The following is a 24,977-nucleotide window of genomic DNA, read 5'->3' as shown; positions in this document are numbered from 1 at the left end:
GTCCGGCGCCCGACTAATGTTGCGGCAATGATCAGTTCCACGATTGCCAGAGAACTCAACGTCCCGGAGGCCCATGTCGAGGCCGCCGTGAAGCTGCTCGATGACGGCAACACTGTGCCGTTCATCGCCCGCTACCGCAAGGAAGTGACCGGCGGACTGGACGACACGCAGTTGCGCGCCATCGAGGAGCGGACCACGTATCTGCGCGAGTTGGAGGATCGCAAGACAGCGATCCTGGAGGCCATTGACGAGCAGGGCAAGCTCACGGACGACCTGCGGGCTCTGATTCTTGGGTGCGACACCAAGGCGCGTCTTGAGGATCTGTATCTGCCCTACAAGAAGAAGCGTCGCACCAAGGCAGATATTGCGAGGGAAGCTGGGCTGGAGGAGCTCGTCGGGAAGCTTCTCGATAGCCCTGAGGCTGATCCGGCCGCACTCGCCGAGGCTTTCGTCACCGAGGGCTTCGATGACCCCAAGGCTGCGCTGGCCGGCGCTCGGGCGATCCTTATCGACCGTTTCGCAACCGACGCTGACCTTCTCGGTGAGGTTCGCGAGACCGTGTGGAAAGACGGCGCAGCCGCATCGACCGTGGTTGAGGGAAAGGAAAACGCGGGTGCGAAGTACCGGGATTACTTCGAGTACTCCGAACCGCTGTCGAAGATGCCGGGGCACCGCGTGCTTGCGGTCCTGCGCGGTGAGGCCGAGGGCATTTTGAGCCTGAACATCGACTCCGGCGAGGACGCGGTCTACAAGCAGATGATCCGCGACCGTTTTGACCTGCCTGCATCTTCCTGGATTGATCAGGCTCTGCACTTTGGATGGCGCACCAAGCTTGAGGTCTCTGCTGCACTGGACGCACGAACCAGGCTGAAGGAGTCTGCGGATGAGCAGGCTGTGGACGTCTTCGCCCGCAACCTTAAGGACCTGTTGCTGGCGGCTCCTGCTGGTCAGCGCGCCACCCTCGCGCTGGATCCGGGCTACCGCAATGGTGTGAAGTGCGCCGTCGTCGATGCCACGGGCAAGGTCCTGGACACCTCGATCATCTACCCACACCAGCCGCAGAACCGGTGGGATGGCTCCCGGGATGTGCTGGCGCAGCTCGTCGCAACACATGGTGTGGAACTCATCGCCGTCGGCAACGGCACCGCTTCGCGCGAAACCGAGAAGCTGGCGAAGGAAGTTTCCGACCTCATCGTGACTGCCGGTGGCGCATGTCCGACACCGGTGACTGTCTCCGAGGCCGGTGCCTCTGTCTATTCGGCATCTGAGTTGGCGGCTCAGGAGTTCCCGGACATGGACGTGTCTTTGCGTGGAGCCGTGTCCATCGGCCGTCGTCTGCAGGATCCTCTTGCGGAACTGGTGAAGATCGATCCGAAGTCCATCGGAGTCGGCCAGTATCAGCACGATGTTTCGCAGACGAAGCTCTCCCGCTCTCTGGATGCCGTTGTCGAGGACGCGGTGAACGCGGTCGGTGTTGAACTGAACACGGCCTCGGCGCCGCTGCTCGACCGTGTCGCAGGAGTATCCTCGACCATTGCGAAGAACATCGTTTCCTACCGAGATGAGAACGGAGCCTTTGCTTCCCGCAAGGAGTTGCTGAAGGTTCCGCGTCTGGGCCCCAAGGCGTATGAGCAGTGCGCAGGCTTCCTTCGTGTCCGTGATTCGAAGAATGCTCTCGACGGCTCCGCAGTGCACCCAGAGGCCTACGCTGTAGTCGACAAGATGGCTGCCGCTGCGGGTGTGCAGGTGAAGGATCTCATCGGCAACTCCCGGCTTCTCGCGGGTCTGCAGGCAAAGGACTTCGTCGACGAGGCATCAGGCATTGGTCTCCCGACGGTCCGAGACATCCTTGCCGAGCTGGACAAGCCCGGCCGCGATCCCCGTCCGGAGTTCCGCACCGCTGAGTTCGCCGCTGGTATCGAGAAGATCTCTGATCTTTCCCCCGGCATGGTCTTGGAGGGCACGGTCACGAATGTTGCGGCGTTCGGTGCATTTGTGGACGTCGGGGTGCATCAGGACGGTCTTGTGCACGTGTCCGCGATGAGCGACTCGTTTGTCGCTGACCCCCATGAGGTTGTCTCGTCCGGCCAGGTAGTGAAGGTGAAGGTCATGGAGGTGGACGTCGAACGCAAGCGCATCGGTCTCTCCCTCAGGCTTAACGACGCCCCGGGCTCCGACAAACCCAACCGCGCCTCGGAGAAGAAGCCGCGACAGCAGAAGGCTCAGCAGGCTCCGCGATCGCAGTCTCCTCGGAAGGGCCAGAAGAACCAGAAGTCGCAGCAGGGCGGCGGCGGTTCGATGGCCGATGCGCTAAAGCGCGCCGGTTTCTAGCCCAGAGTTCGGTCGCGGCCAGCGAGGTAGCCGACTCCGATAAGGATGATCTCGGCGACGATGAGGATCGCCAACGCCGAGTTCCAACTTCCGGTGATGTCGAAGACGGAGCCGATAGCGATCGGGCCAAGTGCCGCGAGCAGGTAGCCGACGCTCTGCGTCATGCCGGACAGCGCGGCGGCCTGTGAGTGGTTACGCGAGCGCAGGCCAATGAATGACAGGGCGAGCACGATTGCGCCACCACAACCGACGCCGATCAGGCTGGCCCACAGCGCTGCCCAGTGCGGTGCGATCATCACTCCGGCGGTGCTGAACAAGAGCAGGATCGGCAGGGCAGTGCCGAGGATCCGCTGGTCGCCGAGCTTGGCGATCAGTGCTGAGCACACCAGGCTTCCGATAATCGCGGAGGCATTGAACATCGACTGATGTGCACCGGCTGCAGTTTCGCTGATGCCGGCGGCTGCCTCGATCGACGGCAGCCAGGTGATTACCACGAAATAGACGGTCGACTGCAGACCCATGAATGCGCTGACCTGCCAGCCGATCATGCTCTTCCACGGGGATTGTCCGCGTACCGGCCCGCCGGGAAGCGTGACAGTCTCGGCGGTGAGGTCTATTCGGCGCCGATTGCGCAGCAGCGGGAGCATCACTCCCAAGGCGATGAGCGCAAGGCCTGCCCACAGTCCCAGCGACAACCGCCAGCCGAGGTCCGTGAGACCTGCGACAGGTACCGCGATGCCAGCTGCCAGTGCCGCAAATGAGGCCTGTACCGCGGAGTAGATTCCGGTGATCTGCCCGATCCTCTCCGGGAAGTCCCTCTTCACCAGGGCCGGCAACAGCACGTTCAGAACCGCGATGGCGATGCCGATCAGCGCGGTGCCGACCCACAGCAGAGCCTGCGGCGGGGTCGACCGAATGATCAGGCCCGCGGCAAGAACTACCAGACCCAATGTCAGAGTCCGCTCAAGGCCGAGCCTGACCGAAATCCGGGGAGCCAGGGGAGAAATCACGGCGAAGGCAAATAGTGGAAGGCTGATGAGCGCGGATGTCGCGAATGAGGAGAGCCCGAGGTCTTGGCTCAGCGCCGGGACCACGGGTCCAACGGAGGTGAGCGCAGTGCGGAGGTTTGCCGCGACCAGAATTAGTCCCGTGAGGACCAGTGCAACCGATGACCCGGTGCTCGTACGGACAGTCATCGTCGTGGATCCGCTCCTATCTAAGAATTTTGTCGTGACCTGCAACCTGTGACACACTAGTCGGGTTGTCTACGCGGGTTTATCTCGCGTGGCGGCTTCACATGTTTCGGGCACGAACCGGTCGAGCGTCCCACGAGGGAAAGCGCCGCCAGGGTCCTCTGTCCATGCACAGCAGAAGGAAGTAACTCCATGAACATTCTGGATAAGGTCGACGCCGCATCGCTGCGCTCCGACATTCCCGCGTTCCGCGCCGGTGACACCGTCGAGGTTCACGTCAAGATCGTCGAGGGCAAGAACGAGCGCGTTCAGGTCTTCAAGGGCGTCGTCATCCGTCGCCAGGGCGGCGGCATCCGCGAGACTTTCACCGTCCGCAAGATCTCCTTCGGTATCGGCGTTGAGCGTACCTTCCCGGTTCACTCCCCGAACATCGACAAGGTCGACGTCAAGTTCCGTGGTGATGTCCGTCGCGCGAAGCTGTACTACCTGCGCGAGGTACGCGGCAAGGCTGCCCGCATCAAGGAGTACCGCCCGTAACTCTCTCGTATTTCGAGGATCACGGGTTAGGCCCTGAACTGCTTTCTTTCAGTTCAGGGCCTTTCTCTATCTCTAGCAGTATCGAGATCGTGCTACGTCATCTTGGAGACCAGTCGCAGCGGCGCGACTTTCAGAAAGGCGCCAATGAATAGCCACGGCTTGGCTGGGACTAGCGCCTTGCGCTTTCGAGCCTCCATCGCTGACAACATCGATCGGACGCCAGTTGTGGTGTCGACCATCAGGGGAGGGCGCTTGCCATCCTTTGTCTTGGTCAGTTCGGATTCGATGTATCCCGGCAGTAGCACGGTCACGTCGATTGGCACTCCTGCGGCCATCAGGTCCGCCTGGAGGCCTTCGCCGAGGTTCGCCACGAATGCCTTCGTTGCACCGTAAGTGGTGACCGCCTTGCGGTTTCCACGGATCGCGCTGACAGATGACACCAGGACAAGATGGCCGGAGTTCGCAGCGCGGAAGATTTCCATCGCCGCCTCAGTTTGCGACAGCGCACCGAGCACATTGGTCACGGCTGTTTGGCGGTTGGCTTCTGGGCTTCCAGAGCCGAGCGGCCGACCCTTACCCATGCCGGCATTGACCACGATGCGATCAAGTCCGCCGAAATCGGTGTCGGCCTGGCGGAAGACCTCGCGCACCGCGTCGTCGTCGGTGACGTCGAGGGAGTAGACACGGACAGTTACAGCCGGATTGGCAGCCTCAATCTCGTTCGCCAGTGCCTCAAGCCGTTCAGTGCGGCGGGCACATAGTGCAAGGTCATGGCCGAGGTCGGCGGACTGGCGAGCCAGTTCCGCCCCGAGGCCGGAACTAGCGCCGGTGATCAGCGTGCTGAAGTTTCCCATGGCGAAAGGGTAGCCACCGGCGCAGCAGCGGGGACCGTTATCGGTCAGACTTTTGCAGCTCCGCTTCACGAACCTTCAGGGCAGCCCACACTAGGGGGATCTGCACCGGCAGTCGTCCGTAGGCGATGGTCTGGAGGGGAACGGATTTCTTGCGCCAGTCCCATGCCATCTTCACGTTGCCCGGGAACACGCCCACGAAGAGCGCCGCTGCTGCGGCAGCGCCGACGGCCCGAGTCTTCGGCACCGCGAGAAGCCCGGCGGTGGTGAGCTCGAGCACGCCTGAGCCAATTGTCCAGGCCCGCTGGGTGCCCGGGAGCTGCTTCGGGACGAGAGCGTCGAAGTTCTTCGCGGTTTGCGGGATCAGGTGCAACGTGCCAGCGCCGGCGAGTAGACCGACCAGGGAGTTGTTCAGGAGCTTCGGGGAAATCTTCATGAAACGGACACTACGCCGCGATGAGCGTGATCGAAGGGAATTGTTCGGGGTAGTATCGCGGATCATGAGTAAGCATGCGCGCGCTGACGGTGGCTCCCAGGAAGACGACTCTGGTCGTTGGACTGGAGGCAGTGGAAAGGGAGAGCGGAACACTCCCTGGTACATCGAGATTCCGATCATCATCGCGATCGCGCTTTTGCTGAGTATTGGCCTGCAGACCTTTATTGGACGCGTCTACTTGATCCCGTCTGAGTCGATGGAGCCGACGTTGCATGGTTGTGCCGACTGCACCGGTGACCGGATCTGGGTGAACAAGATCTCCACTAACTTCCGCGATCCGGATGCAGGAGATGTTGTCGTCTTCGTCGCACCTGAGTCCTGGGATGGCTCGTACATCACTAACCGGTCCCAGAATCCGGTTGTTAATAGTCTCCAGACTGTTGGTTCCTGGATCGGCGTTGTCGCTCCGGACGAGAACACGATGGTTAAGCGAGTCATGGCTACCGGCGGCCAGACCATTCAGTGCCGTGAGGGCGATCCGGGGATCATGGTGGATGGCCAGATGCTGGACCAGTCCTACATCCAGAGCCCACCGGACCATCTCGTTGACCCCTCGACAGGTTCCGAGGCCTGCGGCGGTCCGTACTTTGGTCCGATAACGGTGCCGGAGGACAACATCTGGGTCATGGGCGACAACCGCACCAACTCGCTGGACTCTCGCTACCACATCGGCGATGAGTACCAGGGCACCGTTCCGGTGGATGACGTGGTCGGATTCGCCACGAACATCATCCTGCCGTTCAATCGCATCAGCAGCATTGATAACCCGGACATCCAGGCTAATTAGCCCGTGAGCCTCATCGAGCTGCCGACACCCCGCCTGAGGAAACTGGCGCAGGACCGCATGTTCGAAGTCGCGTTGAGCAAACGTGGACTTGGACCTGTAGCTGGAGTGGACGAAGCCGGCCGCGGGGCTTGCGCCGGCCCAATGGTCGTCGCCGCATGCATGCTCCCGGACCGGGTGATCCCGGAACTTCGTGGACTAACCGACTCGAAGAAACTGACCCCGGCAGCGCGCGAGCGCCTCTACCCAGTGATCAAAAAAGTGGCTATTGACTGGTCCGTCGTCAGTATTTCCGCCCAGGACATAGACCGGGAAGGCGTCGGCACTGCGAACCTCTCAGGCATGCGCCGTGCAGTGGAGAAACTGGGAACCGCACCTGGTTACGTCCTCACCGATGCCTGGCGGATCGAGGGGTTACGGGCACCGCATTTGCCCGTGATTGGAGGTGACGCGGCGGCGCGGTGCATCGCGGCTGCGAGTGTCCTCGCTAAAGTGGCGCGGGATCACATTATGGTGGCACTTGACGCGGAGCATCCCGGATACGGATTCGCCGCGCACAAGGGCTACGGAACGGCGTCGCACATGGAATCCATGGTGCGGCTCGGGCCTAGCTTGGAACATAGGTTCAGTTACGCGAATGTCGCAGAAGCTGAACGACAGCACTTACAGCAGTACGGACCGGACATGGAGGAAGCTCGATGAGTACAGAGGACCTGGACAGATACGAGGCTGAGGTCGAGCTGTCCCTGTACAGCGAGTACCGGGACGTCATTAGCCAGTTCTCCTACGTGGTGGAGACAGAGCGTCGTTTCTATCTGGCAAACGCCGTGGAGCTGATCCCGCACAACACCGGGGGAGAGGTCTACTTCGAACTGCGGATGTCGGACGCGTGGGTGTGGGACATGTACCGTTCCGCGCGCTTTGTTCGATTTGTCAGAGTGATCACGTTCAAGGACGTGAATATCGAGGAGCTCGACACGCAGGACCTGCGCCTGCCGGACTAATCCACACTCCGGAATTTATCCACCGGTACCGCCGTCCCCGCCGTGGGACGGCGGATTTTTTTGCTTCCCGACGTCCATTCTCAACCCAGGAACCCTCCACATCGGACTAGGGGAAGTGAACATGGGCGAAGCGACAGCAAAGAACTCACAGCGAACGGAGCTCGCGAGGTACGGGGAGGCATTAGCTGCCGACTACTTGGAATCGGTGGGCGCGCGGATCCTCGAGAGGAATATCCATATCGGGTCAGACGAGATCGACATTCTTGCCGATCGCGGATCTGAGCTATTGGTCGTTGAGGTAAAAAGTCGCTCCGGCGCTCGATTCGGGCACGGCGCCGAAGCTGTGGGAGCAGGAAAGATCCATCGCATGCGGCGAGCCGCCACCTGCTGGCTGGCAGCTGGGGACGAGAAGTTCACGGCCATTAGATTCTTCGTGGCCGAAGTTGACGTCCATGAGCGCCCACACCGGCTCACCCTGTGTGAGGTGGACTAACAGTGACCGTCGCACGAGCGCTGTCCATGGCATTGGAAGGTGTCACCGGGCACCTAGTTCAGGTCGAGGCAGACGTAGGCCGGGGTTTGCCAGGTATGCGAATTGGTGGCCTGGGCGATACAGCAGTGTCAGAGGCCCGCGAACGAGTCCGCACTGCGGCAGTAAATGCCGGGCTGGGGTGGCCGAAGACGAAGATCGTCGTCTCAATGTCACCAGCATCGCTTCGCAAACACGGCTCCGCTTTCGATCTAGCCATCGTCAGTGCAGTGTTGCTGGCGCATTCGGAGTATCCGTCAGGTCAAGAACTGCTGGACCAGGTGGTGCTTCTCGGAGAGCTGGGCCTGGACGGTTCGGTCCGATCAGTCCCGGGCGTGCTGCCTGCTGTCGTTGCAGCCAAAGACGCAGGAATCGGGACTGTCGTCGTGCCACGGGACAATGGGCCAGAGGCGGCATTGGTCGGTGGCATCGAGATTCTGTGTGTGTCGTCGTTGGCGGAGCTCTGGGAGTGGATCTCAGTCGGCACCCCGCTGACTCGGCCGGGTTTTCGGGAACCAGAACCGCCCGCTGAGGTTCCCGACATGGCCGACGTCCGAGGCCAATCCACAGCCCGTCGGGCCCTTGAAGTAGCCGCTGCCGGTGGGCATCACCTGTTTCTCGTCGGACCACCGGGCACCGGCAAGACAATGCTTGCCTCCCGGCTACCGGGGATTTTGCCGCCGTTGGGGGAACGCGACCGGCTGGCCGCAACAGCAGTGCGCTCGGTTGGAGGAGAATCCCGCATTGTCGAGCATCCTCCTTTCGTCGCTCCCCACCACACTGTCACCGCGGCGGCCCTGCTTGGCGGAGGCTCTGGCATTCCCCGACCAGGGGCGGTGAGCCTGGCACATCGAGGGATTCTCTTCATCGACGAAGTGTCCTTAATGAGCGGACGAGTTCTCGACGGCCTTCGGGTCGTCCTCGACAACGGTGAGGTCGTCCTCTACCGGGACCGACGCCGAGTGGTTTTCCCTGCAGCCTGCCAACTAGTTCTTGCCGCTAATCCCTGCCGCTGCGGCGCTGAGGAAGCAGCCAAGTGCGTCTGCACAGCACCTGAACGACACCGACATCTATCAGTCGTCTCCGGTCCATTGCTCGACCGCGTCGACTTGCGAGTCGAACTCGACCCCACACCAGGGGCAATGCTGACTGCCTCCTCTGCCCCTGAATCCTCCGCGGTCATCCGCGATCGCACTGGTTCTGCACGAGACCGGGCTGCGCAGCGTTGGAATGCGCTGGGCTACTGCACCCACACCGCAGCCATTCCAGGACCGGTCCTCCGACGCCACGCCCCTGCCGACGACGAAGGGATGTACTGGATGAACGACCGACTGTGCCGCGGTGAGATCACCCAACGCGGCGTCGACCGAACCCTTCGCGTCGCCTGGACACTCGCAGACCTTGCAGGAAAAGACCAACCCGGACTTGGAGAAGTCGACGAGGCCATCTCACTGCACAACAGATCGGAGAAATCATGACTGACCCAAACCGACTCGCCTGGGCATACCTATCTCGCGTGGTCGAAGGCCCCAACCCAGACCTGAACATCACACTAGGAAAATACGGTCCCGAGGAGACCGCAGACCGGGTCCGCCGCCGCGACTCCACGCTTCCAGTTCGCCTTCTTCGTGCCAGTGAATCCCGGTACGAATCTGACCTGGCGCAGGAGGACCTCGATTCTGCCGCGGCCCACGGCTTCCGACTCGTCACCGCCGAAGACGCAGAGTGGCCCACCGAAAGCATCGAACCTTTCTACTGTTCCACCGCGCCGGGCGGGGAGGCAGCTGCGCCGAGGTCATTGTGGATCCGGGGAGGGCAATTGCCAAGGCTATTGGCAGATTCTACTGCGGTCGTGGGCACCCGCGCTGCTACCGACTACGGATTGAGAATGACGGCCAGGTTCTGCGCGGGCCTCGCCAAGGCAGGCATGACGATCGTCTCCGGTGGCGCATTGGGGATTGACACCGCGGCGCACCGTGCCGCAGTGGAATCGGAAGGTCACACGGTGGTGTTCATGGCATCCGGTGCGGGGGAGTGGTACCCGACGCGTAATCAGTCACTGTTCACTCGCATCGCCGAGCAGGGCGGGGCTGTGGTGAGCGAATACCCGCCGGGAACTCGGCCGGCTCGCCACCGCTTCCTCACTCGGAACCGGCTTGTCGCGGGGATGACCTCGGCGACGGTGATCATGGAGGCCGGTTGGCGATCTGGTGCGCGCAACACCATTGGATGGGCCAACCACATGAACCGCCCGATTGGAGCTGTGCCGGGGCCGGTCACCTCGGCGTCGTCCACCGGCTGCCATGCCGCCATCAGGGAAGGCGGAGCCGTGCTGGTGACCTGCCCCGATGACGTGCTGGCACTAGCCCGCGGAATTGGTCAGGCAGACGATGAGGAGCAGCTGGAGCTGGCCTGGGCGGCTGACCCTGTGCAAAAGCTCTCCAGGAACGAACTTCGACTTTATGATTCGGTACCGGCCCAGGGAAGCGCATCTGCCACGGAGATAGCCGAGGAAGCCGGCACCACTCTGGCGCTGGCGGTGCATCTGCTAGGGGCACTGACCGAACAAGGACTGGTGGCAAGGGACGGCTCACGGTGGATTCGCGCAGGCCAAGGCGACGCCTGAAAGTATCTCTGGAAAAATTTTAATTAGGACTTGCTTACTCATTGTCGCTATGTAGAATAGGCCAGGCAAGCCTAAGAGCGAACAGTAACGGGGTGGGCTGGCCCCAGTTCGATCGTCCCTGCGGGGTAGGCATTGCATCATGGGTGAGGCACGGGCGGTGGCGTCGGGCGGTCTGGAAGAAATTCCGGATCCGACGCCGCCGCCCTCCGTCATTCCTGGATAATGGTCTTATGTCAGAAGAACCCGAACTGTCAGCGCAGATGGACGCGATACTCGGCGATTTCCTCGATCATCTCCTTTATGCTCGTGGACTGTCTGAAAGGACAGCGAAGGCGTACCGTGCAGATCTCACCCCGTTATTGGCACGAGTCAGCACAGTGAAGGCACTTGATCTCCAGGTGATCCGTACCTATCTCGCCGAGCGTCATTCCTCGGGAATCGCCCGTTCGTCTATGGCTAGGGCCGCAACTTCCATTCGCAGATTCTGTTCGTGGGCGACCGATGCCGGTCTCCTCGAGGTTGACCCAGCGGTGAAACTCGCAGCGCCAACCCCGACCAGGGAGCTCCCGGACATCATGACGGCAGAGCAAGTCCGCGAAGCTCTTGCTCCCCTCACCGCCGCTGCCGTGGACGAGTGGGAGAAACTTGGCGTCAAAGGAGAGGTGGATCCAGTAGCGGTCAGGGACTCCGCGATCATCGAACTGCTCTATGCCACCGCGGTACGTGTAGGTGAAATATGCGGACTGTCTGTGACTGACGTCGACATGAGTCGGCTTACGATTCGTGTCACCGGCAAAGGGGATAAGGAACGGATCGTGCCGTTTGGGAAGCCCGCCAAAGAAGCGGTGCAGCGGTGGCTCGATGTGCGGCAGGTGTGGTCGACTGTTGAATCAGGCGACGCACTATTTCTTGGCGCTAGGGGGCGGCGCATCGACGCGCGCCAAGTCCGCCGCGTCGTACATCGCGCCACTGAGGTCGCCGGTGTGAACCTGTCCCCGCACGGGCTACGCCATTCCTCCGCGACACACCTGGTCGAAGGGGGCGCGGATCTACGAGTGGTGCAAGACTTACTTGGGCACAGTTCGATGGGGACAACGCAGATCTACACCCACGTGTCGGTCGACCGCCTCCGCGAGGTGCACAACAGGGCGCACCCGAGATCCTAACCTCAGCTCACTTCACTGGTTTGAGGACGATTGGGCGTCGCCCCAGAAGGTCCAACGGATTGAAGTAGTCCGATTGTCCTCGCAGAGCGCCCCAGTGCAGGCCCGGATGAGAGTCATCAGCGAGCTCGCCGATCACCTCACCTCGGCCGACCTCCCAGCCAGCCTCAACGGAGGGACGAACTGGCTGATACGTCGTCCGAAATCCGCCGTCATGACGAACAGACACGGTGGGCGTGCCTGCAACGGAGCCGGCGAAGTGAACGGTTCCTGGGCTGGATGAGCGCACCGGAGTGCCGGCACCGGCCGCCAAGTCCACTCCGCGGTGTCCTGGGAGCCAGTTTTGCTCGGGAGGGTCATATGCCTTGATCACGTGGCCTGGTACCGGCCGCACATGAGGTGCCTGTGCCTGTGCGTGTGGCATCGCGGACATCAACCCAGAAAAGACGATCAACAGCAGGATGATGGTCTCGTGAGGGGCGGGGAGGGATGGAGATGGGGACGTCGGGAAGCGCTTCATAAAGAGATCTCACGTCACGGCGCACAGTCGCGGTGCGTGCGGACGCGTCGACGCCGGTGAGATGTGGAGAGACCCTGGACCGTGGAAACATGCCCCGAATAGCGAAAATAGGGGGTGGGGCGCTAAGGTTGTCTGCGCAGTACGGCTGGATCCGTCCAGCCGACTGACTTCGCGCGCACCACACATGCTTATCCGCACGTCAACGCGGTGCCCCGCAAGGGGTCGTTGACGAACGACGGTGCGCCAGGGTGCAGGGAGAACCTGCACAAGCACAACCACTTCTAGAGAAAGCGAGGAAGGGGAGCAGCCGCGGCGCCGTAAGAGACGGTGTCGGACGTGAGGACTTCCCTGACACACTATGGCAGTTGTCTCCATGCGCGAGTTGCTCGACGCAGGCGTCCACTTCGGACACCAGACCCGTCGTTGGAACCCGAAGATGCGTCGTTTCATCTTCACCGAGCGCAACGGCATCTACATCATTGACCTGCAGCAGACCCTGACCTACATCGACGAGGCTTACGAGTTCGTCAAGGAGACCGTCGCTCACGGCGGCAACATCCTGTTCGTCGGCACCAAGAAGCAGGCCCAGGAAGCTGTCCAGGTCGAGGCTGACCGCGTCGGCATGCCCTACGTCAACCACCGTTGGCTCGGCGGCATGCTCACCAACTTCCAGACCGTCAGCAAGCGCCTTACCCGCATGAAGGAACTTCAGGCCATGGAAGCCGCTGAGGGCGGCTACGAAGGTCGCAACAAGAAGGAAATCCTCATGCTGACCCGTGAGCGCACCAAGCTGGAGCGCACCCTGGGCGGTATCCGCGACATGTCCAAGATCCCCTCCGCACTGTGGATCATCGACACCAACAAGGAGCACATCGCGATCGCCGAGGCTAAGAAGCTCGGTCTCCCGGTTGTTGCTGTCCTGGACACCAACTGCGACCCGGACGACGTCGACTTCCCGATCCCGGGCAACGACGACGCCATCCGCTCCTCGAACATCCTGACCCGCATCATCTCCACCGCCGTCGATGCCGGTCGTGCCGCCCGCGCTGAGCGCGAGCTGGCCGCATCCCGCGAGGCTGCAGGAGACGCAGAGGTCGCAGCTGAGATCGAGACCGCAGTCGAGGGCGACGTCCCGGCCGAGGCTCCCGCAGCTGAGCAGGCAGAGGCTCCGGCCGCGGAGTAGTCTCCGTTTCCGGACCAAGTTAACTCAACGAAAACAAGGAGAATAGCCACACATGGCGAATTTCACCGCTGCCGATGTCAAGAAGCTCCGCGAGCTCACCGGCTCCGGCATGAAGGCTTGCAAGGACGCATTGGTCGACGCTGAGGGCGACTTCGACAAGGCTGTCGAGACCCTGCGCATCAAGGGCGCCAAGGACGTCGGAAAGCGCGCTGAGCGCACCGCCGCCGAGGGCCTGGTCGCAGTTTCCGGTTCCACCATGGTCGAGGTCAACTCTGAGACCGACTTCGTGGCTAAGAACCAGGAGTTCATCGACTTCGCGAACACCATCGCAGAAGCAGCCGCAGCAGCCGGCGCGAACTCCCGCGATGAGCTCAACGCCGTGGTCATCGACGGCAAGTCTGCCGAAGAGGTCACCAAGGATCTCTCCGCCAAGATCGGTGAGAAGCTCGAGCTCTCCCGCGCTGTCACCCTCGAGGGCGACAACGTCGCTGTCTACCTGCACCGCCGTGCAGCCGACCTGCCCGCCGGTGTCGGCGTGCTCGTCGCTTACTCCGGTGAGGGCGACGACGCCGCTGAGGCCGCACGCTCTGCTGCAATGCAGATCGCTGCGCTGAAGGCTCAGTACCTCACCAAGGAAGACGTCCCGGCTGAGCGTGTCGACGCTGAGCGCGCTGTCTTCGAGAAGATCTCCCGCGAGGAGGGCAAGCCGGAGGCTGCACTCCCGAAGATCGTCGAAGGTCGCCTCGGTGGCTTCTACAAGGACGTTGTCCTCGTCGAGCAGCCGTCTGTCTCCGACTCCAAGAAGACCGTCAAGCAGGTCATGGATGACGCTGGCGTCACCCTGACCAGCTTCGCACGCTTCGAGGTCGGCCAGGGCTAGTTCCCCAACCGATCCACACTGAACCGCGGTTCCCGTCATAGACGGGAGCCGCGGTTTCGTCATGTGAGTTCATAAGACCACCGTGTGCGGGTAAGTTTGTCCGGGGCCCGTCGCCACGTCCGAACCGGAGCCGGTGGACGCGGGCCGAGATCATTAGAGCATTTGCTTCCGTCGTCAGAAGGAGAACCCCGTGAGCCCGGTAGACAGTTCAGAGCGTGCAGGATTCAAGCGAGTCATGCTGAAACTCGGTGGCGAGATGTTTGGCGGCGGAGCCGTCGGCGTCGACCCGAACGTGGTCGAGAACGTTGCCCGTCAGATCGCGGAGATCAGCCGCTCCGGTACCGAGGTCGCCGTGGTCATCGGTGGAGGCAATTTCTTCCGAGGCGCACAGCTGCAGCAGCGCGGCATGGACCGCGCCCGCTCGGATTACATGGGCATGCTCGGCACCGTAATGAACTGCCTGGCTCTGCAGGACTTCCTGGAGAAGCAGGGCATTGACACCCGCGTACAGACTGCCATCCAGATGACCCAGGTCGCAGAGCCGTACCTGCCGCTGCGTGCGGAGCGTCATCTGGAGAAGGGCCGCGTCGTCATTTTCGGTGCTGGCATGGGTATGCCGTACTTCTCCACCGACACCACTGCCGCACAGCGTGCACTGGAGATTGAGTGCGACGTGCTGCTGATGGCTAAGGGCGTGGACGGGGTCTACAGTGCAGATCCGCGCACCAACCCGGATGCTGAACTGTTCGCGGAGATCACTCACCGCGAGTGCATCGAGAAGGGCCTGAAGGTCGCCGATGCCACCGCGTTCTCCCTGTGCATGGACAACGAGATGCCCATCCTCGTCTTCAACATGCTTACCGACGGAAACATCGCCCGTGCAGTTGCCGGCGAGAGCATCGGAACGCTCGTCTCCGCCTAGCCGAGAACAATTCCACCCCGATTGCCGGCCGGGGTGCGCGGTGAGTCGAGTCAGCGACAAAGCCATCGCGCGAGCTGGTAGATTTTACTTCCGTGTGGCGGTATCCCAGGTACCGCCCGATCACCCACGCTGGCCTCACAGGCCGGACGTACCAGGACTTCGGACCCGAAAGAGGCGCCAATGATCGACGACATCCTTGTTGACGTAGAAGAGAAGATGGACAGCACCGTGGAGCACACCCGCGAGGAGCTGACCACCATCCGTACCGGTCGGGCTAACCCGGCAATGTTCAGCGGTGTCCTCGTCGACTACTACGGTGCCCCCACTCCGGTCACTCAGCTGGCCAGCATCACCGTTCCGGAGCCGCGCATGCTGCTTATCAAGCCGCATGATGCGAGCTCAATGAACGACATCGAAAACGCGATCCGCAACTCGGACCTGGGCGTGAACCCGACCAATGACGGCCACGTGCTGCGCGTGACGATCCCTCAGATGACTGAAGAGCGTCGTCGGGAAATGGTCAAGCTGGCCAAAAGCAAGGGCGAGGACGGCAAGATCGCTATCCGTAACCTCCGCCGCAAGGGCATGGACGGCCTGAAGAAAATCCAGAAGGATGGCGACGCAGGCGAGGACGAGGTCAAGGACGCCGAGAAGCAGCTGGACGGTGTGACCAAGAACTACGTCGAGAAGATCGATGCAGTTGTCGAGCGCAAGGAAAAGGAGCTCATGGAGGTTTAGGCGCTGCGCCTGACCTCTCCGAGTTCTATTTCGTGAATCCTTCGAAGTCACCCCGAGTCCAGTAGTCGAAAGGGCCAACCGACGTGTCACCTCAGAAAAGTGAGCGCCCTCGCGAGGAGTCGCGTATTCCGAAGCCTCGCAACTCCGCGGGCCGGAACGTGCCGGTCGCCATCACTGTCGGTATCGCACTGGCTGCGCTGGCTCTGTTTGCGGTCTTTATGGGGCCGTGGCTTTGGTACCCATTGCTGGCCGTCGTTGCCGCGATGGCGACCTGGGAAGTTACTCGTCGACTGAGGGAGAAGGACTGGCTGGTCCCCACCATCCCGTTGATGGTCGGTGGACAGCTGATCATCTGGTTGCCGTGGGCTTTCGGAGTTCTGGGGCTGGTGCTCGGACTTATCGTTACGGTCTTCGCCGTTCTCGTTACCCGGTTGTTCAACAATGGAGCGGCCGTTGGTCCGAACGACTGGCTTCGCGATGCGTCCGTCGGTGTGTTCATCGCAGCATGGATTCCCACGACATTGTCGTTTGGTGCGATGTTGTCCACCTTGGAGATCGACAGCGGGGTAGATCCGAGGCTCTACATCATCTCGTTCATGATGTGTGTGGTCGCCAGCGACGTCGGCGGATATGCCGCCGGAGTGTTCTTCGGTCGCCATCCCATGGCTCCGGCGATTAGCCCGAAAAAGTCCTGGGAGGGATTCGCCGGCTCGATGATCCTGGGCATCACCGCCGGTATCTGTGCCGCGCTGTTCCTCATCGACCGCCCCCTGTGGTTCGGTATCGCTTTCGGTATCAGCATGGTCCTCGCTGCGACGCTTGGTGATCTCATTGAGAGTCAGTTCAAGCGCGACCTCGGTGTGAAGGACATGTCCAACCTCATCCCGGCGCACGGCGGACTGATGGATCGTCTCGACGGGATGCTCCCGGCGGCGACGGTGTCCTGGATGCTGCTCGTGCTCGTCTGAGTGCACACCATGAAGAGAACCCCGGCCAATTGGCCGGGGTTCTTTGTAGTTGTGTGACTGTCCTTAGTGCTTGTGCAGTTTCTCCTGCTTCTTCACTAGGCGGCGTTGACGGCTGACCTGGAATCGGAGTTGGAACATGCGGATCAGTGCAATGCAGGCCATGAGCAATGCACCGAGGATGGCGGCGAGAAGCATCCCGACTCCAATGGGGAACTCCCAGGACAGATTGAAAAAGACCAGCTGCACGGGCTGTTGGTTCTGCACGATGAAGACCAGCAGCACGATCAAGGCGATGGCACCGACGATGATCGCGGCCCAGGCGCCGGTAGCGATGGAGCTGCTGACCTTTTTGTCCTGAGCCTTCAGCTGGCGGCGAAGCTTTTCTTGGTCGGCCTCACTTTTCGGAGCGGGGACATTCTCCGTCGAGCTGACGGCCGCATCCGGTTCCGGAACCGTGGCAGGCACGTTGGAGGGCGAAGTGGGGTCGGTCAGGGAGTCGTCGACGATGTCACCGTCGAGACGCGGATCGTTCGGAGGCGTCGGAGTGCTCATGCCTCAATTAGACATTAGAAATCAATCCTGCGTCACAGTCTTAGGAGTCACCTGGCCATTTGTGCGATGATGGGGCAATCATGACTAAGAGCCTCCCCCTCGTTTTCAAAGCCCCGAAACGCGGTCTGCCTGCCACCCACCTGGCGGACCTCGACTCTGACGGCCGTAAAGCCGCAGTGAAGGAGCTGGGCCTTCCGGCGTTTCGCGCTGACCAGATCGCCCGGCACTACTACGGACGCCTCGAGTCCGACGCACTGACGATGACGGACCTGCCGGCTGCTGCCCGGGAGAAGGTCCAGGAGGCATTGTTCCCTCCGCTGCTCAGCTCGGTTCGCAATGTGATGACCGACAATGGTGACACTCGCAAGACGCTGTGGAAGGCCAATGACGGCACTCTCATTGAGTCGGTCCTGATGCGCTACTCAGATCGCGCGACGTTGTGTATCTCCTCACAGGCCGGCTGCGGTATGGCCTGCCCCTTCTGTGCCACTGGTCAGGGTGGTCTGCAGCGCAACTTGAGCACTGCAGAGATCATTGACCAGGTCCGCGACGCGGCTGTGGCTATGCGCGATGGTGTCCTTCCAGGCGGTCCCGGCCGTCTGTCGAACATCGTGTTCATGGGTATGGGCGAGCCGCTGGCTAACTACAAGCGCGTCGTTGCGGCGGTGCGTCGAATCACCGAGCCGGTGCCGAACGGCTTCGGTATCTCTCAGCGCAATGTGGTCGTCTCCACCGTGGGTCTGGCTCCTGCGATCCGCAAGCTTGCGGATGAGGAACTGTCCGTGACGTTGGCGGTGTCCCTTCACACCCCGGATGATGAACTCCGCGACACCCTCGTGCCGGTGAACAACCGTTGGTCCGTTGCTGAGGTTCTCGATGCGGCTCGTTACTACGCTGACAAGTCCGGCCGTCGCGTCTCGATCGAGTACGCGCTTATTCGGGACAAGAACGATCAGGACTGGCGTGCCGACTTGCTCGGTAAGAAGCTCCACAAGGCTCTTGGTTCCCGCGTGCATGTCAATGTCATCCCGTTGAACCCAACTCCGGGTTCGGAGTGGGATGCGGCCCCCAAGGAGCGTCAGGACGAGTTTGTCCGTCGTGTTCAGGCGCAGGGCGTTCCTTGCACCGTTCGTGACACCCGCGGCGACGAGATCGCCGCCGCTTGCGGTCAGCTTGCTGCTGAGGGTGAAGAGTAGGACTCGCTTCCCGACGTCCACCGCACGGACCTCAACTCCACACGAAAAACCCGCCCCGGATATTTCCGGGGCGGGTTTAGTGCTGAAGTGCTGCGGCTACTTGGACTCTTCGATGATTCGGTTCCAGGCGCGAGCCTCGGAGTCATCAAGCTTGGCGTAAGCGCCGGTGAACTCGAGCTGGTCGCGGGACCACTGCGGTTCGATGTGGCCGAGCGGCTTGTTGCGAGCGGTCACGGTGGTGACCTGCTTGCCCTTCGGAGCGAACTGGTAGCCGAGGAGGCCGATGGCCATGATGGCGGCGAGAACGATCAGCCAGATGTTCTCGACATTGCCTTCGTGGTTGCCCCACAGCATGCCGATGAGGAATGCGACGGTGACCCAACCGGCGATCAGCATGGATCGCTTGGATTGTCCGCTCCAGCCCCACGCGGCGTTCGGCACGTCAAGCGTGCTCACACCGTTGTAATACTCTTCTTTCGGTTCAGCATGTCCCACGGTATTCCTCCTCTTCGCCACATACCTGTTATGGGTATTTTGGCACACTCTCAGCAGTTCTTGAGTATTCAAGGGAGCACTTTACCCCACCTGTGGGGAGGTTCTTCCTTCAGCATGACACCGCTACACTAGTGCGGTGTCATTTTTCCTCGGGGTAGTTCTGTTCGCACTCGGCATCGCCATCACCATCGCGGTCCATGAGTGGGGCCACATGACCGCGGCACGCATGTTCGGCATGCGGGTCCGGCGCTTCTTCGTGGGATTCGGTCCAACGGTGTGGTCTAAGAAAAGGATGCACAGCGGTGGCGGTGGCCATGAGACCGAGTACGGGCTGAAGGCTGTCCCACTTGGTGGCTTCTGCGACATCGCTGGCATGGCTGCCGCTGATGAGGTGACTCCGGAAGAAGAGCCCTACGCGATGTACCGCCAGACATGGTGGAAGCGCATCGTGGTGCTCTCCGGTGGCGTGATTGTCAACGTCCTGATGGGCATCTTCCTCATTTACATCAGTGCGGTGGCGTGGGGTCTGCCGGACCTTAACCATGAGCCGGACCCGACTCCGCAGGTGTTGCAGACCTCGTGCGTCTCGGCAGAGTGTGTTGGGGGAGGCCCCGCCGCTGAAGCTGGGATCCAAGAGGGCGATGTCATCCTCGAGATCGATGGACAGCCCGTGGGCGATTACAACCGTGTGCCCGGGATGATCCAGGGCGCAGGCACCGAAGGGTTTCCCATCACCATTGAGCGCGATGGCGAGCGCATAGAGGTCACTGTTGTTCCGGAAGAGGCTGAGCGAGTGGCCGAAGATGGAACGACTACAACGGTGACAGCTGTGGGCGTGAGCGTCGGGCAGCCAGCGGCGGAGAACATTCAGTACAACGCGGTCACTGCTGTGCCGGCCGCCTTCGTATTCACCGGGCAGATGTTTGACGCCGTCTGGCATGGACTCCTTTCGGTGCCGGAGAAGGTTCCCGGTGTGGTCGCCTCCATTGGCGGCGCAGATCGTGACCCGGAGTCGCCGATGAGTGTCGTCGGTGCCACCCGCGTCGGTGGTGAATTCGTTGACAACGACATGTGGCAGGCGTTCGTACTGCTGCTGGCGAACCTGAACTTCTTCCTTGCGTTCTTCAACTTGCTCCCGCTGGTCCCGCTGGACGGTGGACACATCGCAGTGGTGCTCTACGAGAAGGTTCGCGACGCGATTCGGAAGCTGTTCGGTAAGCAGCCCGGCGGGCCTGCGGACTACCGCAAGCTGATGCCCGTCTCGCTGGCATTTACCGCAGCCCTGATGCTGTTCGGTGGAATTCTGATCGTCGCCGACGTGGTTAATCCGATCATTCTGTTCAGGTAACGCCCGCCCGCCACCGCGTCCGGCGCGCCTGCCGGTGGTCTACGTCTCACGGCGATAGATTCTCCAAACATGACCGTTACGGGAAGCGATGGCACATTCCGCCGATGGATCCGATCGAGCCGGCGTGGCCCGCGGACCATCTCGCTGGTGCTGTCCTCAGTGTTAGCGGCGAGTGTGCTTTTCGCGTGTACACCGCGTGGAGATGCAGGCCAGGACGTATTGGAGCAGTTCCTCGGGGCACTGGCTGAAAATGACGCTGAGGCCGCCGCCGAGTACACGGACAACCCCTCGAAGGCAGAACCTGATCTGCAGGACGCATTGGAGGGACTCGATCCGAACGGCTTGGAGTCGCAGGTCATTGGCTCCGATGGGGGAGGCGAAGACCGCAGTCGCATCGACGTCGAGATGGATTGGTTCCTCCCAGGTGAGCGGGAGTGGTCCTACGAAACTCAGGTCACGATGCTTCGACTCGACAGCGGGTGGAAAGTACGGTGGGCTCCTTCAGCGTTGCACCCACAGCTGGGGTCGAATCAGTTTCCGTCGGTAAGCGTGGTTCCTTCATCGCGCACGTCAGTTGTTGGCTCTGATGGCGGAGCACTGTTGGTGCCGGGGGAGGTCTATCGCGTTGTCGTGGACCGTGACTCGGTGGACTCGGTCAGTCACACCGTCCGGCAGGTTGCAGACGCTGTCAACGACGGCTTCCGCGAAGTTGCTGGGGAGGAAGAACCGCGTATCGACGGCCAACGCGCCGCCGACGCAGCCTCCGGCGGGGCAGGCTCTTACTCAGTGATTGTCCTCGAGCAGTCCACTCCGCCGGTCATCCTCGATGAGCTCCGAAGCATCCCTGGAGTGTCGGTCAATGATGAGGCTGCGATGGTTCGTACGGACCCTTCTTTGGCCCCAGACCTGATGAGTCGAATTGAGCAGGTGACCGGGGATGCGTCGGGAGGCGTCGACGGTTGGCAGGTCAACGCAGTCACCGCAGACGGAGCGACAGTCTCGACTCTCTACCGGGAAGATCCGAAGACTGAGCCTGCGATTCGAGCTAGCGTCGATACCCGGATTCAGCGGGCAGCCCAAAATGCCGTGAACACGCGGCCTGAAGAGGAGGCAATGATCGTCGCGATCCGCCCCTCCACCGGCGAGATCCTTGCGGTGGCACAGACAGCGGAGGCGGACCGGCGAGGAGACCTTGCATTGTCAGGTCAATTCCCGCCGGGGTCAACCTTCAAGGTCGTCACCTCCGCAGCGGGAATAGACCGACAAGGACTAAACCCCGACTCGATCGTGCCGTGCCCGGGCACCATGGAAATTGGCGACCGCAGGGTCACCAACTACAACGGCTCCGGAGCCGGCGACATACCGCTCCGGGACGCATTCGCCCGATCCTGCAATACCACCTTCGGTGATATTTCCTATCACCTTGACCCTGGTGAACTTCAGGATGAGGCCGCCCGCTTTGGCATCGGTACTGACTACGACATTTCAGGACTTCTGACGGTGACCGGATCCGTCGACGCCAATGAGGATTCCTCCGAGCGCACCGACGCGGGCTACGGCCAGGGCATGGACCTGGCGAGCCCGTTCGGGATGGCACTGGTCGCAGCAACAGTCGCCAACGGCAGTACCCCAACGCCGACGTTGGTCCCACAGGCTGGCACCTACGCCTCCCGTTCAGCTGAACCGATCCCCGAGCCCACCCTTGGTTACCTGCGCGACATGATGCGTGCAGTCGTCACCAATGGAACGGCCGGGGTCTTGAATAGCAGGGGAGAAGTCCACGGCAAGACCGGCGAAGCTGAGACCGGTGGAGGCTCCCACTCGTGGTTCATCGGTTATCGAGACGACATCGCATTCGCGACGTTGATCGTCGAAGGCGGCGGCTCCGAGCATGCAGTGAACATGACGGACCGCTTCCTTAGCGAGGTGGACGGTGACTGATTTTCCCGGAAACCCCCGGAGTAGCATGTCCGACATGACTACGCGTGCACCCCTGACTGAACAGAAGCCGACCGCAGTCCGCACCGTTCCCGCGGACATCCCGCGGCCGGAGTATGCATGGAAGGACGATGTTCAGGAGGGCGTGGGTGAGCCGATCATCCAGACCCCGGACGTCGTCGATGCCATGCGCGAGGCGTCACGTATCGCCGCGGACGCACTGCAGGCCGCTGGCGAGGCGTGCGTGCCTGGCGCCACCACTGATGATGTGGACAAGGTGGTCCACGATTACCTGGTGGCTCACGGCGCATATCCGTCCACCCTTGGCTACCGCGGCTTCCCGAAGTCCTGCTGCGTGTCCCTCAATGAGATCGTCTGCCACGGCATCCCGGACACCCAGGTGATTGAGGAAGGTGACATCGTCAACGTCGACGTCACCGCCTACAAGAACGGTGTCCACGGCGACACCAACGCAACCTTCTATGCCGGTGAGGTCTCTGAGGAGAACCGTCTTCTGGTTGAGCGCACGTACACGGCAATGATGCGCGGCATTAAGGCCATCAAGCCGGGTCGTGAAATCAACGTCATCGGCCGTGTCATCGAGTCCTATGCGAAGCGTTTCGGCTACAACGTCGTCCGTGATTTCACTGGGCACGGCGTTGGCACGACCTTCCACAATGGTCTCATCGTCCTGCACTACGACGAGCCCTCCCAGAACACGGTCCTCGAGCCAGGCATGACCCTCACCGTCGAGCCGATGATCAACCTCGGTGCCCTCGACTACACCATTTGGAACAACGACTGGACCGTCCAGAACAAGGATGGACGCTGGACTGCACAGTTCGAGCACACCATTCTCGTCACCGACACCGGCTACGAGATCCTGACTCAGCCGACCACCGGCGAAGTCGACCCTGCCGAGCGCTGACCATGGGAGACGCCGTCCTTATTGCCGGCTGTACCTCTGATGCAGGTAAGTCGGTTCTGACGGCAGGCCTGTGCCGACTACTTTCGCGGCGTGGGGTGAGCGTCGCGCCGTTCAAGGCGCAGAACATGTCCAACAACAGCGCCGTCACTGCTGATGGTGGCGAGATCGGCCGCGCCCAGGCACTTCAGGCCCTCGCGTGTGGGCTGGAGCCTTCCGTCGATTTCAATCCGGTGCTGTTAAAGCCTGAGGCTGACCATACGAGTCAGGTCGTCGTCCGAGGTAAGGTCGATGGGAAGGTTTCGGCGTCCTCGTATCGGAGCCGTCGTAAAGCATTGCGTTCTGTCGTTGCAGAGACGCTGGCTGACCTTCGATCGCGTTACGACGTCGTCCTCTGCGAAGGCGCCGGCAGCCCCGCCGAGGTCAATCTCCGCACCTCTGACATTGCGAACATGGGCCTCGCCGATATGGCAGATCTGCCCGTTCTTGTGGTCGGGGATATCGATCGGGGGGGAGTCCTCGCTCACTTCGTGGGCACTCACGCGATCATGGCGGAGGCGGACCGCGCCCGGCTTTCTGGATTCATCGTCAACAAGTTCCGCGGGTCAGTTGATCTGCTGCTTCCTGGTCTCGATGTCGTCACTGAACATACGGGCGTGCCAGTGCTTGGCGTCGTGCCGCATCTCGACGGCCTCTGGGTTGATGCCGAGGACTCCCTCAGCACTGTCACCGGTGGGAGAGTGGGGCCTGCAACGGCTCCTCTTGGTGAGGATGTTTTGCCCGTTGCCGCTATCCGACTGCCTCGCGTGTCGAATGCGACGGATGTCGAGGCTCTTGCCGTTGAGCCCGGTGTGAACGTGCACTGGGTCGACGACCCTGCGAGCGTCCGGACCGCTGACCTCGTCGTGATTCCCGGATCCAAATCGACTGTCGCTGATCTGGCATGGCTCCGGGAGCGCGGCCTCGCCGATGCTCTGAGGGCCCGCGCTGAGCGAAACCGTCCGACCCTTGGCATTTGTGGTGGATTCCAGATGATGTGCTCGGCTATTGATGACCCTGTTGAGAGCCATTCCTCGACGCACGGACTGCGGATCTTCGACACGGATATCGCTTTTGAGGAGCCGAAGACCGTTAAGGCTCATCCGGACGGCTCCTACGAGGTCCACAACGGCCAGATTTCCCGCAATAGTGAGGAGCCTTGGTTCGACGGGGCCCGAAAAGGCATGCAGTTCGGTACTCATCTGCATGGCCTGCTGGAGGTGGATGGCATTCGAAAAGATCTGCTTAACGACGTCTCCAGCCACCTCTCCTCCTCCTTCATCACCTCACCTGACACCTCATTCCGTGCGGAACGCCTCCGGCAACTCGACCTGATTGCTGATGCACTCGAAGCGAATCTGGCTGGGCCTGCGTTAGTCGAAGCGACGGGAATCGCCGAGCTTGGATAAGTGCCTGATTGATGAAGATCGGGTTCCCGCACAGTTTTTCGGTTTTTCGTAGATTGACCCTTGTTTGACCTGCAATGATGCATTATGGTCGAACATGTTAGCGAGTTGATCATCAGGGGAGACCAACCGCATCCCACCAACACCACGCCATGTTCACTCATGCTTCACAGCGCCACCAAAGGGGGCTGATTTGTCATGCGAGCACCATTCGACACCACCGACACCAACTGCCCCTTCACCGCAGCACTCTCCACTGACGCACCACGGTTCACCCACGAAAACCCCGACGACGCCCTCTCTGCCATCTCCCTATCAATCAACCGCAGCACCATCGACCAGGCGCACCTATG

The 24,977-nt window shown here is 61.5% G+C and carries 25 protein-coding genes; 19 read left to right on the top strand and 6 right to left on the bottom strand.

What is annotated here, in order from left to right:
• Positions 1-27: 27 nt before the first annotated feature.
• Positions 28-2,331, top strand: coding sequence for a Tex family protein (locus tag YWU_RS0110005; RefSeq protein WP_027020360.1), 2,304 nt, complete (start codon positions 28-30; stop codon positions 2,329-2,331).
• Here the strand turns inward: YWU_RS0110005 and YWU_RS0110000 are convergent.
• Positions 2,328-3,527, bottom strand: a complete 1,200-nt coding sequence (locus YWU_RS0110000) for a CynX/NimT family MFS transporter (RefSeq protein ID WP_027020359.1) — start codon at positions 3,525-3,527, stop codon at positions 2,328-2,330. The two genes, YWU_RS0110005 and YWU_RS0110000, sit on opposite strands and share 4 nt — an antisense overlap.
• A gap of 189 nt (positions 3,528-3,716) precedes the next feature.
• Here YWU_RS0110000 and rplS point away from each other — a divergent pair, with 189 nt between their 5' ends.
• Positions 3,717-4,061 carry a 50S ribosomal protein L19 gene (gene rplS / locus YWU_RS0109995; RefSeq protein WP_027020358.1) on the top strand — a complete coding sequence of 115 codons (345 nt, stop codon included), beginning with the start codon at positions 3,717-3,719 and terminating at the stop codon, positions 4,059-4,061.
• A 92-nt stretch (positions 4,062-4,153) separates the two neighbouring features.
• On the opposite strand, the gene YWU_RS0109990 is transcribed toward rplS, so the two are convergent.
• Both YWU_RS0109990 and YWU_RS0109985 read right to left on the bottom strand, forming a co-directional pair.
• A complete protein-coding gene (locus YWU_RS0109990; RefSeq protein ID WP_027020357.1) occupies positions 4,154-4,915 on the bottom strand; it encodes an SDR family oxidoreductase in 762 nt (253 codons plus the stop codon).
• Between the two features lie 37 nt (positions 4,916-4,952).
• A complete protein-coding gene (locus YWU_RS0109985) occupies positions 4,953-5,348 on the bottom strand; it encodes a DoxX family protein (RefSeq protein ID WP_034647674.1) in 396 nt (131 codons plus the stop codon).
• 64 nt (positions 5,349-5,412) lie between these two features.
• Between YWU_RS0109985 and lepB the strand changes: the two genes are divergently transcribed.
• The 7 genes from lepB (at position 5,413) to YWU_RS0109950 (ending at position 11,517) form a co-directional block, all read left to right on the top strand.
• A complete protein-coding gene (gene lepB, locus YWU_RS0109980; protein ID WP_034647673.1) occupies positions 5,413-6,195 on the top strand; it encodes a signal peptidase I in 783 nt (260 codons plus the stop codon).
• Positions 6,196-6,228: 33 nt separating this feature from the next.
• Positions 6,229-6,894 (top strand): ribonuclease HII, encoded by a 666-nt coding sequence (locus YWU_RS0109975; protein WP_034647684.1) that lies wholly within the window; start codon positions 6,229-6,231, stop codon positions 6,892-6,894.
• Entirely contained in the window at positions 6,891-7,196 is a 306-nt protein-coding gene (locus YWU_RS0109970) for a DUF2469 domain-containing protein (protein ID WP_027020353.1), read from the top strand. Before YWU_RS0109975 ends, YWU_RS0109970 begins: the two co-directional genes overlap by 4 nt.
• Before the next feature lie 121 nt (positions 7,197-7,317).
• Positions 7,318-7,689, top strand: coding sequence for a YraN family protein (locus YWU_RS16290; RefSeq protein ID WP_051260255.1), 372 nt, complete (start codon positions 7,318-7,320; stop codon positions 7,687-7,689).
• 2 nt (positions 7,690-7,691) lie between these two features.
• Positions 7,692-9,203, top strand: coding sequence for a YifB family Mg chelatase-like AAA ATPase (locus tag YWU_RS0109960; protein ID WP_027020352.1), 1,512 nt, complete (start codon positions 7,692-7,694; stop codon positions 9,201-9,203).
• On the top strand, positions 9,200-10,351 hold the full coding sequence (gene dprA, locus YWU_RS0109955; protein ID WP_027020351.1) for a DNA-processing protein DprA: 1,152 nt from the start codon (positions 9,200-9,202) through the stop codon (positions 10,349-10,351). The genes YWU_RS0109960 and dprA overlap by 4 nt, the downstream gene beginning before the upstream one ends.
• Positions 10,352-10,581: 230 nt before the next feature.
• Positions 10,582-11,517, top strand: coding sequence for a tyrosine recombinase XerC (locus tag YWU_RS0109950; RefSeq protein WP_034647672.1), 936 nt, complete (start codon positions 10,582-10,584; stop codon positions 11,515-11,517).
• A 7-nt stretch (positions 11,518-11,524) separates the two neighbouring features.
• On the opposite strand, the gene YWU_RS0109945 is transcribed toward YWU_RS0109950, so the two are convergent.
• Positions 11,525-12,034 (bottom strand): murein hydrolase activator EnvC family protein, encoded by a 510-nt coding sequence (locus YWU_RS0109945; RefSeq protein ID WP_084142085.1) that lies wholly within the window; start codon positions 12,032-12,034, stop codon positions 11,525-11,527.
• A 358-nt stretch (positions 12,035-12,392) separates the two neighbouring features.
• Between YWU_RS0109945 and rpsB the strand changes: the two genes are divergently transcribed.
• From rpsB to YWU_RS0109920, 5 genes are all read left to right on the top strand, one after another.
• The gene (gene rpsB, locus YWU_RS0109940) at positions 12,393-13,217 is read left to right on the top strand and encodes a 30S ribosomal protein S2 (RefSeq protein ID WP_027020348.1); all 825 of its coding nucleotides are present in this window, start codon (positions 12,393-12,395) and stop codon (positions 13,215-13,217) included.
• A gap of 52 nt (positions 13,218-13,269) precedes the next feature.
• Positions 13,270-14,097, top strand: a complete 828-nt coding sequence (gene tsf, locus YWU_RS0109935; RefSeq protein WP_027020347.1) for a translation elongation factor Ts — start codon at positions 13,270-13,272, stop codon at positions 14,095-14,097.
• A gap of 235 nt (positions 14,098-14,332) precedes the next feature.
• Positions 14,333-15,019, top strand: a complete 687-nt coding sequence (gene pyrH / locus YWU_RS0109930) for a UMP kinase (RefSeq protein ID WP_240484117.1) — start codon at positions 14,333-14,335, stop codon at positions 15,017-15,019.
• A 180-nt stretch (positions 15,020-15,199) separates the two neighbouring features.
• The gene (frr, locus tag YWU_RS0109925; protein WP_027020345.1) at positions 15,200-15,757 is read left to right on the top strand and encodes a ribosome recycling factor; all 558 of its coding nucleotides are present in this window, start codon (positions 15,200-15,202) and stop codon (positions 15,755-15,757) included.
• Positions 15,758-15,840: 83 nt separating this feature from the next.
• Positions 15,841-16,725 carry a phosphatidate cytidylyltransferase gene (locus YWU_RS0109920; RefSeq protein WP_240484112.1) on the top strand — a complete coding sequence of 295 codons (885 nt, stop codon included), beginning with the start codon at positions 15,841-15,843 and terminating at the stop codon, positions 16,723-16,725.
• Between the two features lie 63 nt (positions 16,726-16,788).
• On the opposite strand, the gene YWU_RS17630 is transcribed toward YWU_RS0109920, so the two are convergent.
• On the bottom strand, positions 16,789-17,277 hold the full coding sequence (locus YWU_RS17630) for a LapA family protein (RefSeq protein WP_051260254.1): 489 nt from the start codon (positions 17,275-17,277) through the stop codon (positions 16,789-16,791).
• 80 nt (positions 17,278-17,357) lie between these two features.
• Between YWU_RS17630 and rlmN the strand changes: the two genes are divergently transcribed.
• Complete coding sequence (gene rlmN / locus YWU_RS0109910; protein WP_027020343.1) at positions 17,358-18,473, top strand: dual-specificity RNA methyltransferase RlmN; 1,116 nt, start codon at positions 17,358-17,360, stop codon at positions 18,471-18,473.
• Positions 18,474-18,569: 96 nt separating this feature from the next.
• On the opposite strand, the gene YWU_RS0109905 is transcribed toward rlmN, so the two are convergent.
• The gene (locus YWU_RS0109905; protein WP_027020342.1) at positions 18,570-18,968 is read right to left on the bottom strand and encodes a DUF2631 domain-containing protein; all 399 of its coding nucleotides are present in this window, start codon (positions 18,966-18,968) and stop codon (positions 18,570-18,572) included.
• A 136-nt stretch (positions 18,969-19,104) separates the two neighbouring features.
• Here YWU_RS0109905 and YWU_RS0109900 point away from each other — a divergent pair, with 136 nt between their 5' ends.
• The 4 genes from YWU_RS0109900 to YWU_RS0109885 all read left to right on the top strand — a co-directional run bounded on the left by YWU_RS0109900 (position 19,105) and on the right by YWU_RS0109885 (position 24,627).
• Positions 19,105-20,316 (top strand): M50 family metallopeptidase, encoded by a 1,212-nt coding sequence (locus tag YWU_RS0109900; RefSeq protein ID WP_027020341.1) that lies wholly within the window; start codon positions 19,105-19,107, stop codon positions 20,314-20,316.
• A 69-nt stretch (positions 20,317-20,385) separates the two neighbouring features.
• Entirely contained in the window at positions 20,386-22,257 is a 1,872-nt protein-coding gene (locus YWU_RS0109895; RefSeq protein ID WP_084142082.1) for a penicillin-binding transpeptidase domain-containing protein, read from the top strand.
• Positions 22,258-22,291: 34 nt separating this feature from the next.
• Positions 22,292-23,182 (top strand): type I methionyl aminopeptidase, encoded by an 891-nt coding sequence (map, locus tag YWU_RS0109890; RefSeq protein WP_027020339.1) that lies wholly within the window; start codon positions 22,292-22,294, stop codon positions 23,180-23,182.
• Positions 23,183-23,184: 2 nt separating this feature from the next.
• Positions 23,185-24,627 carry a cobyric acid synthase gene (locus YWU_RS0109885; protein ID WP_034647670.1) on the top strand — a complete coding sequence of 481 codons (1,443 nt, stop codon included), beginning with the start codon at positions 23,185-23,187 and terminating at the stop codon, positions 24,625-24,627.
• Positions 24,628-24,977 lie beyond the last annotated feature (350 nt).

This window comes from Corynebacterium sputi DSM 45148 (assembly GCF_000427865.1).
In the GTDB taxonomy this organism is placed as follows: Bacteria; Actinomycetota; Actinomycetes; order Mycobacteriales; family Mycobacteriaceae; genus Corynebacterium; species Corynebacterium sputi.
This window is presented reverse-complemented; position numbering and strand designations above follow the sequence as displayed.

Excerpts from the sequence above, each read along its gene's own strand:
- YWU_RS16290 (WP_051260255.1), top strand. The coding sequence starts at position 7,318 with ATGGGCGAAGCGACAGCAAAGAACTCACAGCGAACGGAGCTCGCGAGG.
- lepB (WP_034647673.1), top strand. The coding sequence starts at position 5,413 with ATGAGTAAGCATGCGCGCGCTGACGGTGGCTCCCAGGAAGACGACTCT.
- rplS (WP_027020358.1), top strand. The coding sequence starts at position 3,717 with ATGAACATTCTGGATAAGGTCGACGCCGCATCGCTGCGCTCCGACATT.
- map (WP_027020339.1), top strand. The coding sequence starts at position 22,292 with ATGACTACGCGTGCACCCCTGACTGAACAGAAGCCGACCGCAGTCCGC.
- tsf (WP_027020347.1), top strand. The coding sequence starts at position 13,270 with ATGGCGAATTTCACCGCTGCCGATGTCAAGAAGCTCCGCGAGCTCACC.
- rpsB (WP_027020348.1), top strand. The coding sequence starts at position 12,393 with ATGGCAGTTGTCTCCATGCGCGAGTTGCTCGACGCAGGCGTCCACTTC.
- YWU_RS0109945 (WP_084142085.1), bottom strand. The coding sequence starts at position 12,034 with ATGAAGCGCTTCCCGACGTCCCCATCTCCATCCCTCCCCGCCCCTCAC.
- pyrH (WP_240484117.1), top strand. The coding sequence starts at position 14,333 with ATGCTGAAACTCGGTGGCGAGATGTTTGGCGGCGGAGCCGTCGGCGTC.
- YWU_RS0110005 (WP_027020360.1), top strand. The coding sequence starts at position 28 with ATGATCAGTTCCACGATTGCCAGAGAACTCAACGTCCCGGAGGCCCAT.
- YWU_RS0110000 (WP_027020359.1), bottom strand. The coding sequence starts at position 3,527 with ATGACTGTCCGTACGAGCACCGGGTCATCGGTTGCACTGGTCCTCACG.
- YWU_RS0109885 (WP_034647670.1), top strand. The coding sequence starts at position 23,185 with ATGGGAGACGCCGTCCTTATTGCCGGCTGTACCTCTGATGCAGGTAAG.
- YWU_RS0109985 (WP_034647674.1), bottom strand. The coding sequence starts at position 5,348 with ATGAAGATTTCCCCGAAGCTCCTGAACAACTCCCTGGTCGGTCTACTC.
- YWU_RS0109970 (WP_027020353.1), top strand. The coding sequence starts at position 6,891 with ATGAGTACAGAGGACCTGGACAGATACGAGGCTGAGGTCGAGCTGTCC.
- rlmN (WP_027020343.1), top strand. The coding sequence starts at position 17,358 with ATGACTAAGAGCCTCCCCCTCGTTTTCAAAGCCCCGAAACGCGGTCTG.
- dprA (WP_027020351.1), top strand. The coding sequence starts at position 9,200 with ATGACTGACCCAAACCGACTCGCCTGGGCATACCTATCTCGCGTGGTC.
- frr (WP_027020345.1), top strand. The coding sequence starts at position 15,200 with ATGATCGACGACATCCTTGTTGACGTAGAAGAGAAGATGGACAGCACC.
- YWU_RS0109990 (WP_027020357.1), bottom strand. The coding sequence starts at position 4,915 with ATGGGAAACTTCAGCACGCTGATCACCGGCGCTAGTTCCGGCCTCGGG.
- YWU_RS0109895 (WP_084142082.1), top strand. The coding sequence starts at position 20,386 with ATGACCGTTACGGGAAGCGATGGCACATTCCGCCGATGGATCCGATCG.
- YWU_RS0109950 (WP_034647672.1), top strand. The coding sequence starts at position 10,582 with ATGTCAGAAGAACCCGAACTGTCAGCGCAGATGGACGCGATACTCGGC.
- YWU_RS17630 (WP_051260254.1), bottom strand. The coding sequence starts at position 17,277 with ATGAGCACTCCGACGCCTCCGAACGATCCGCGTCTCGACGGTGACATC.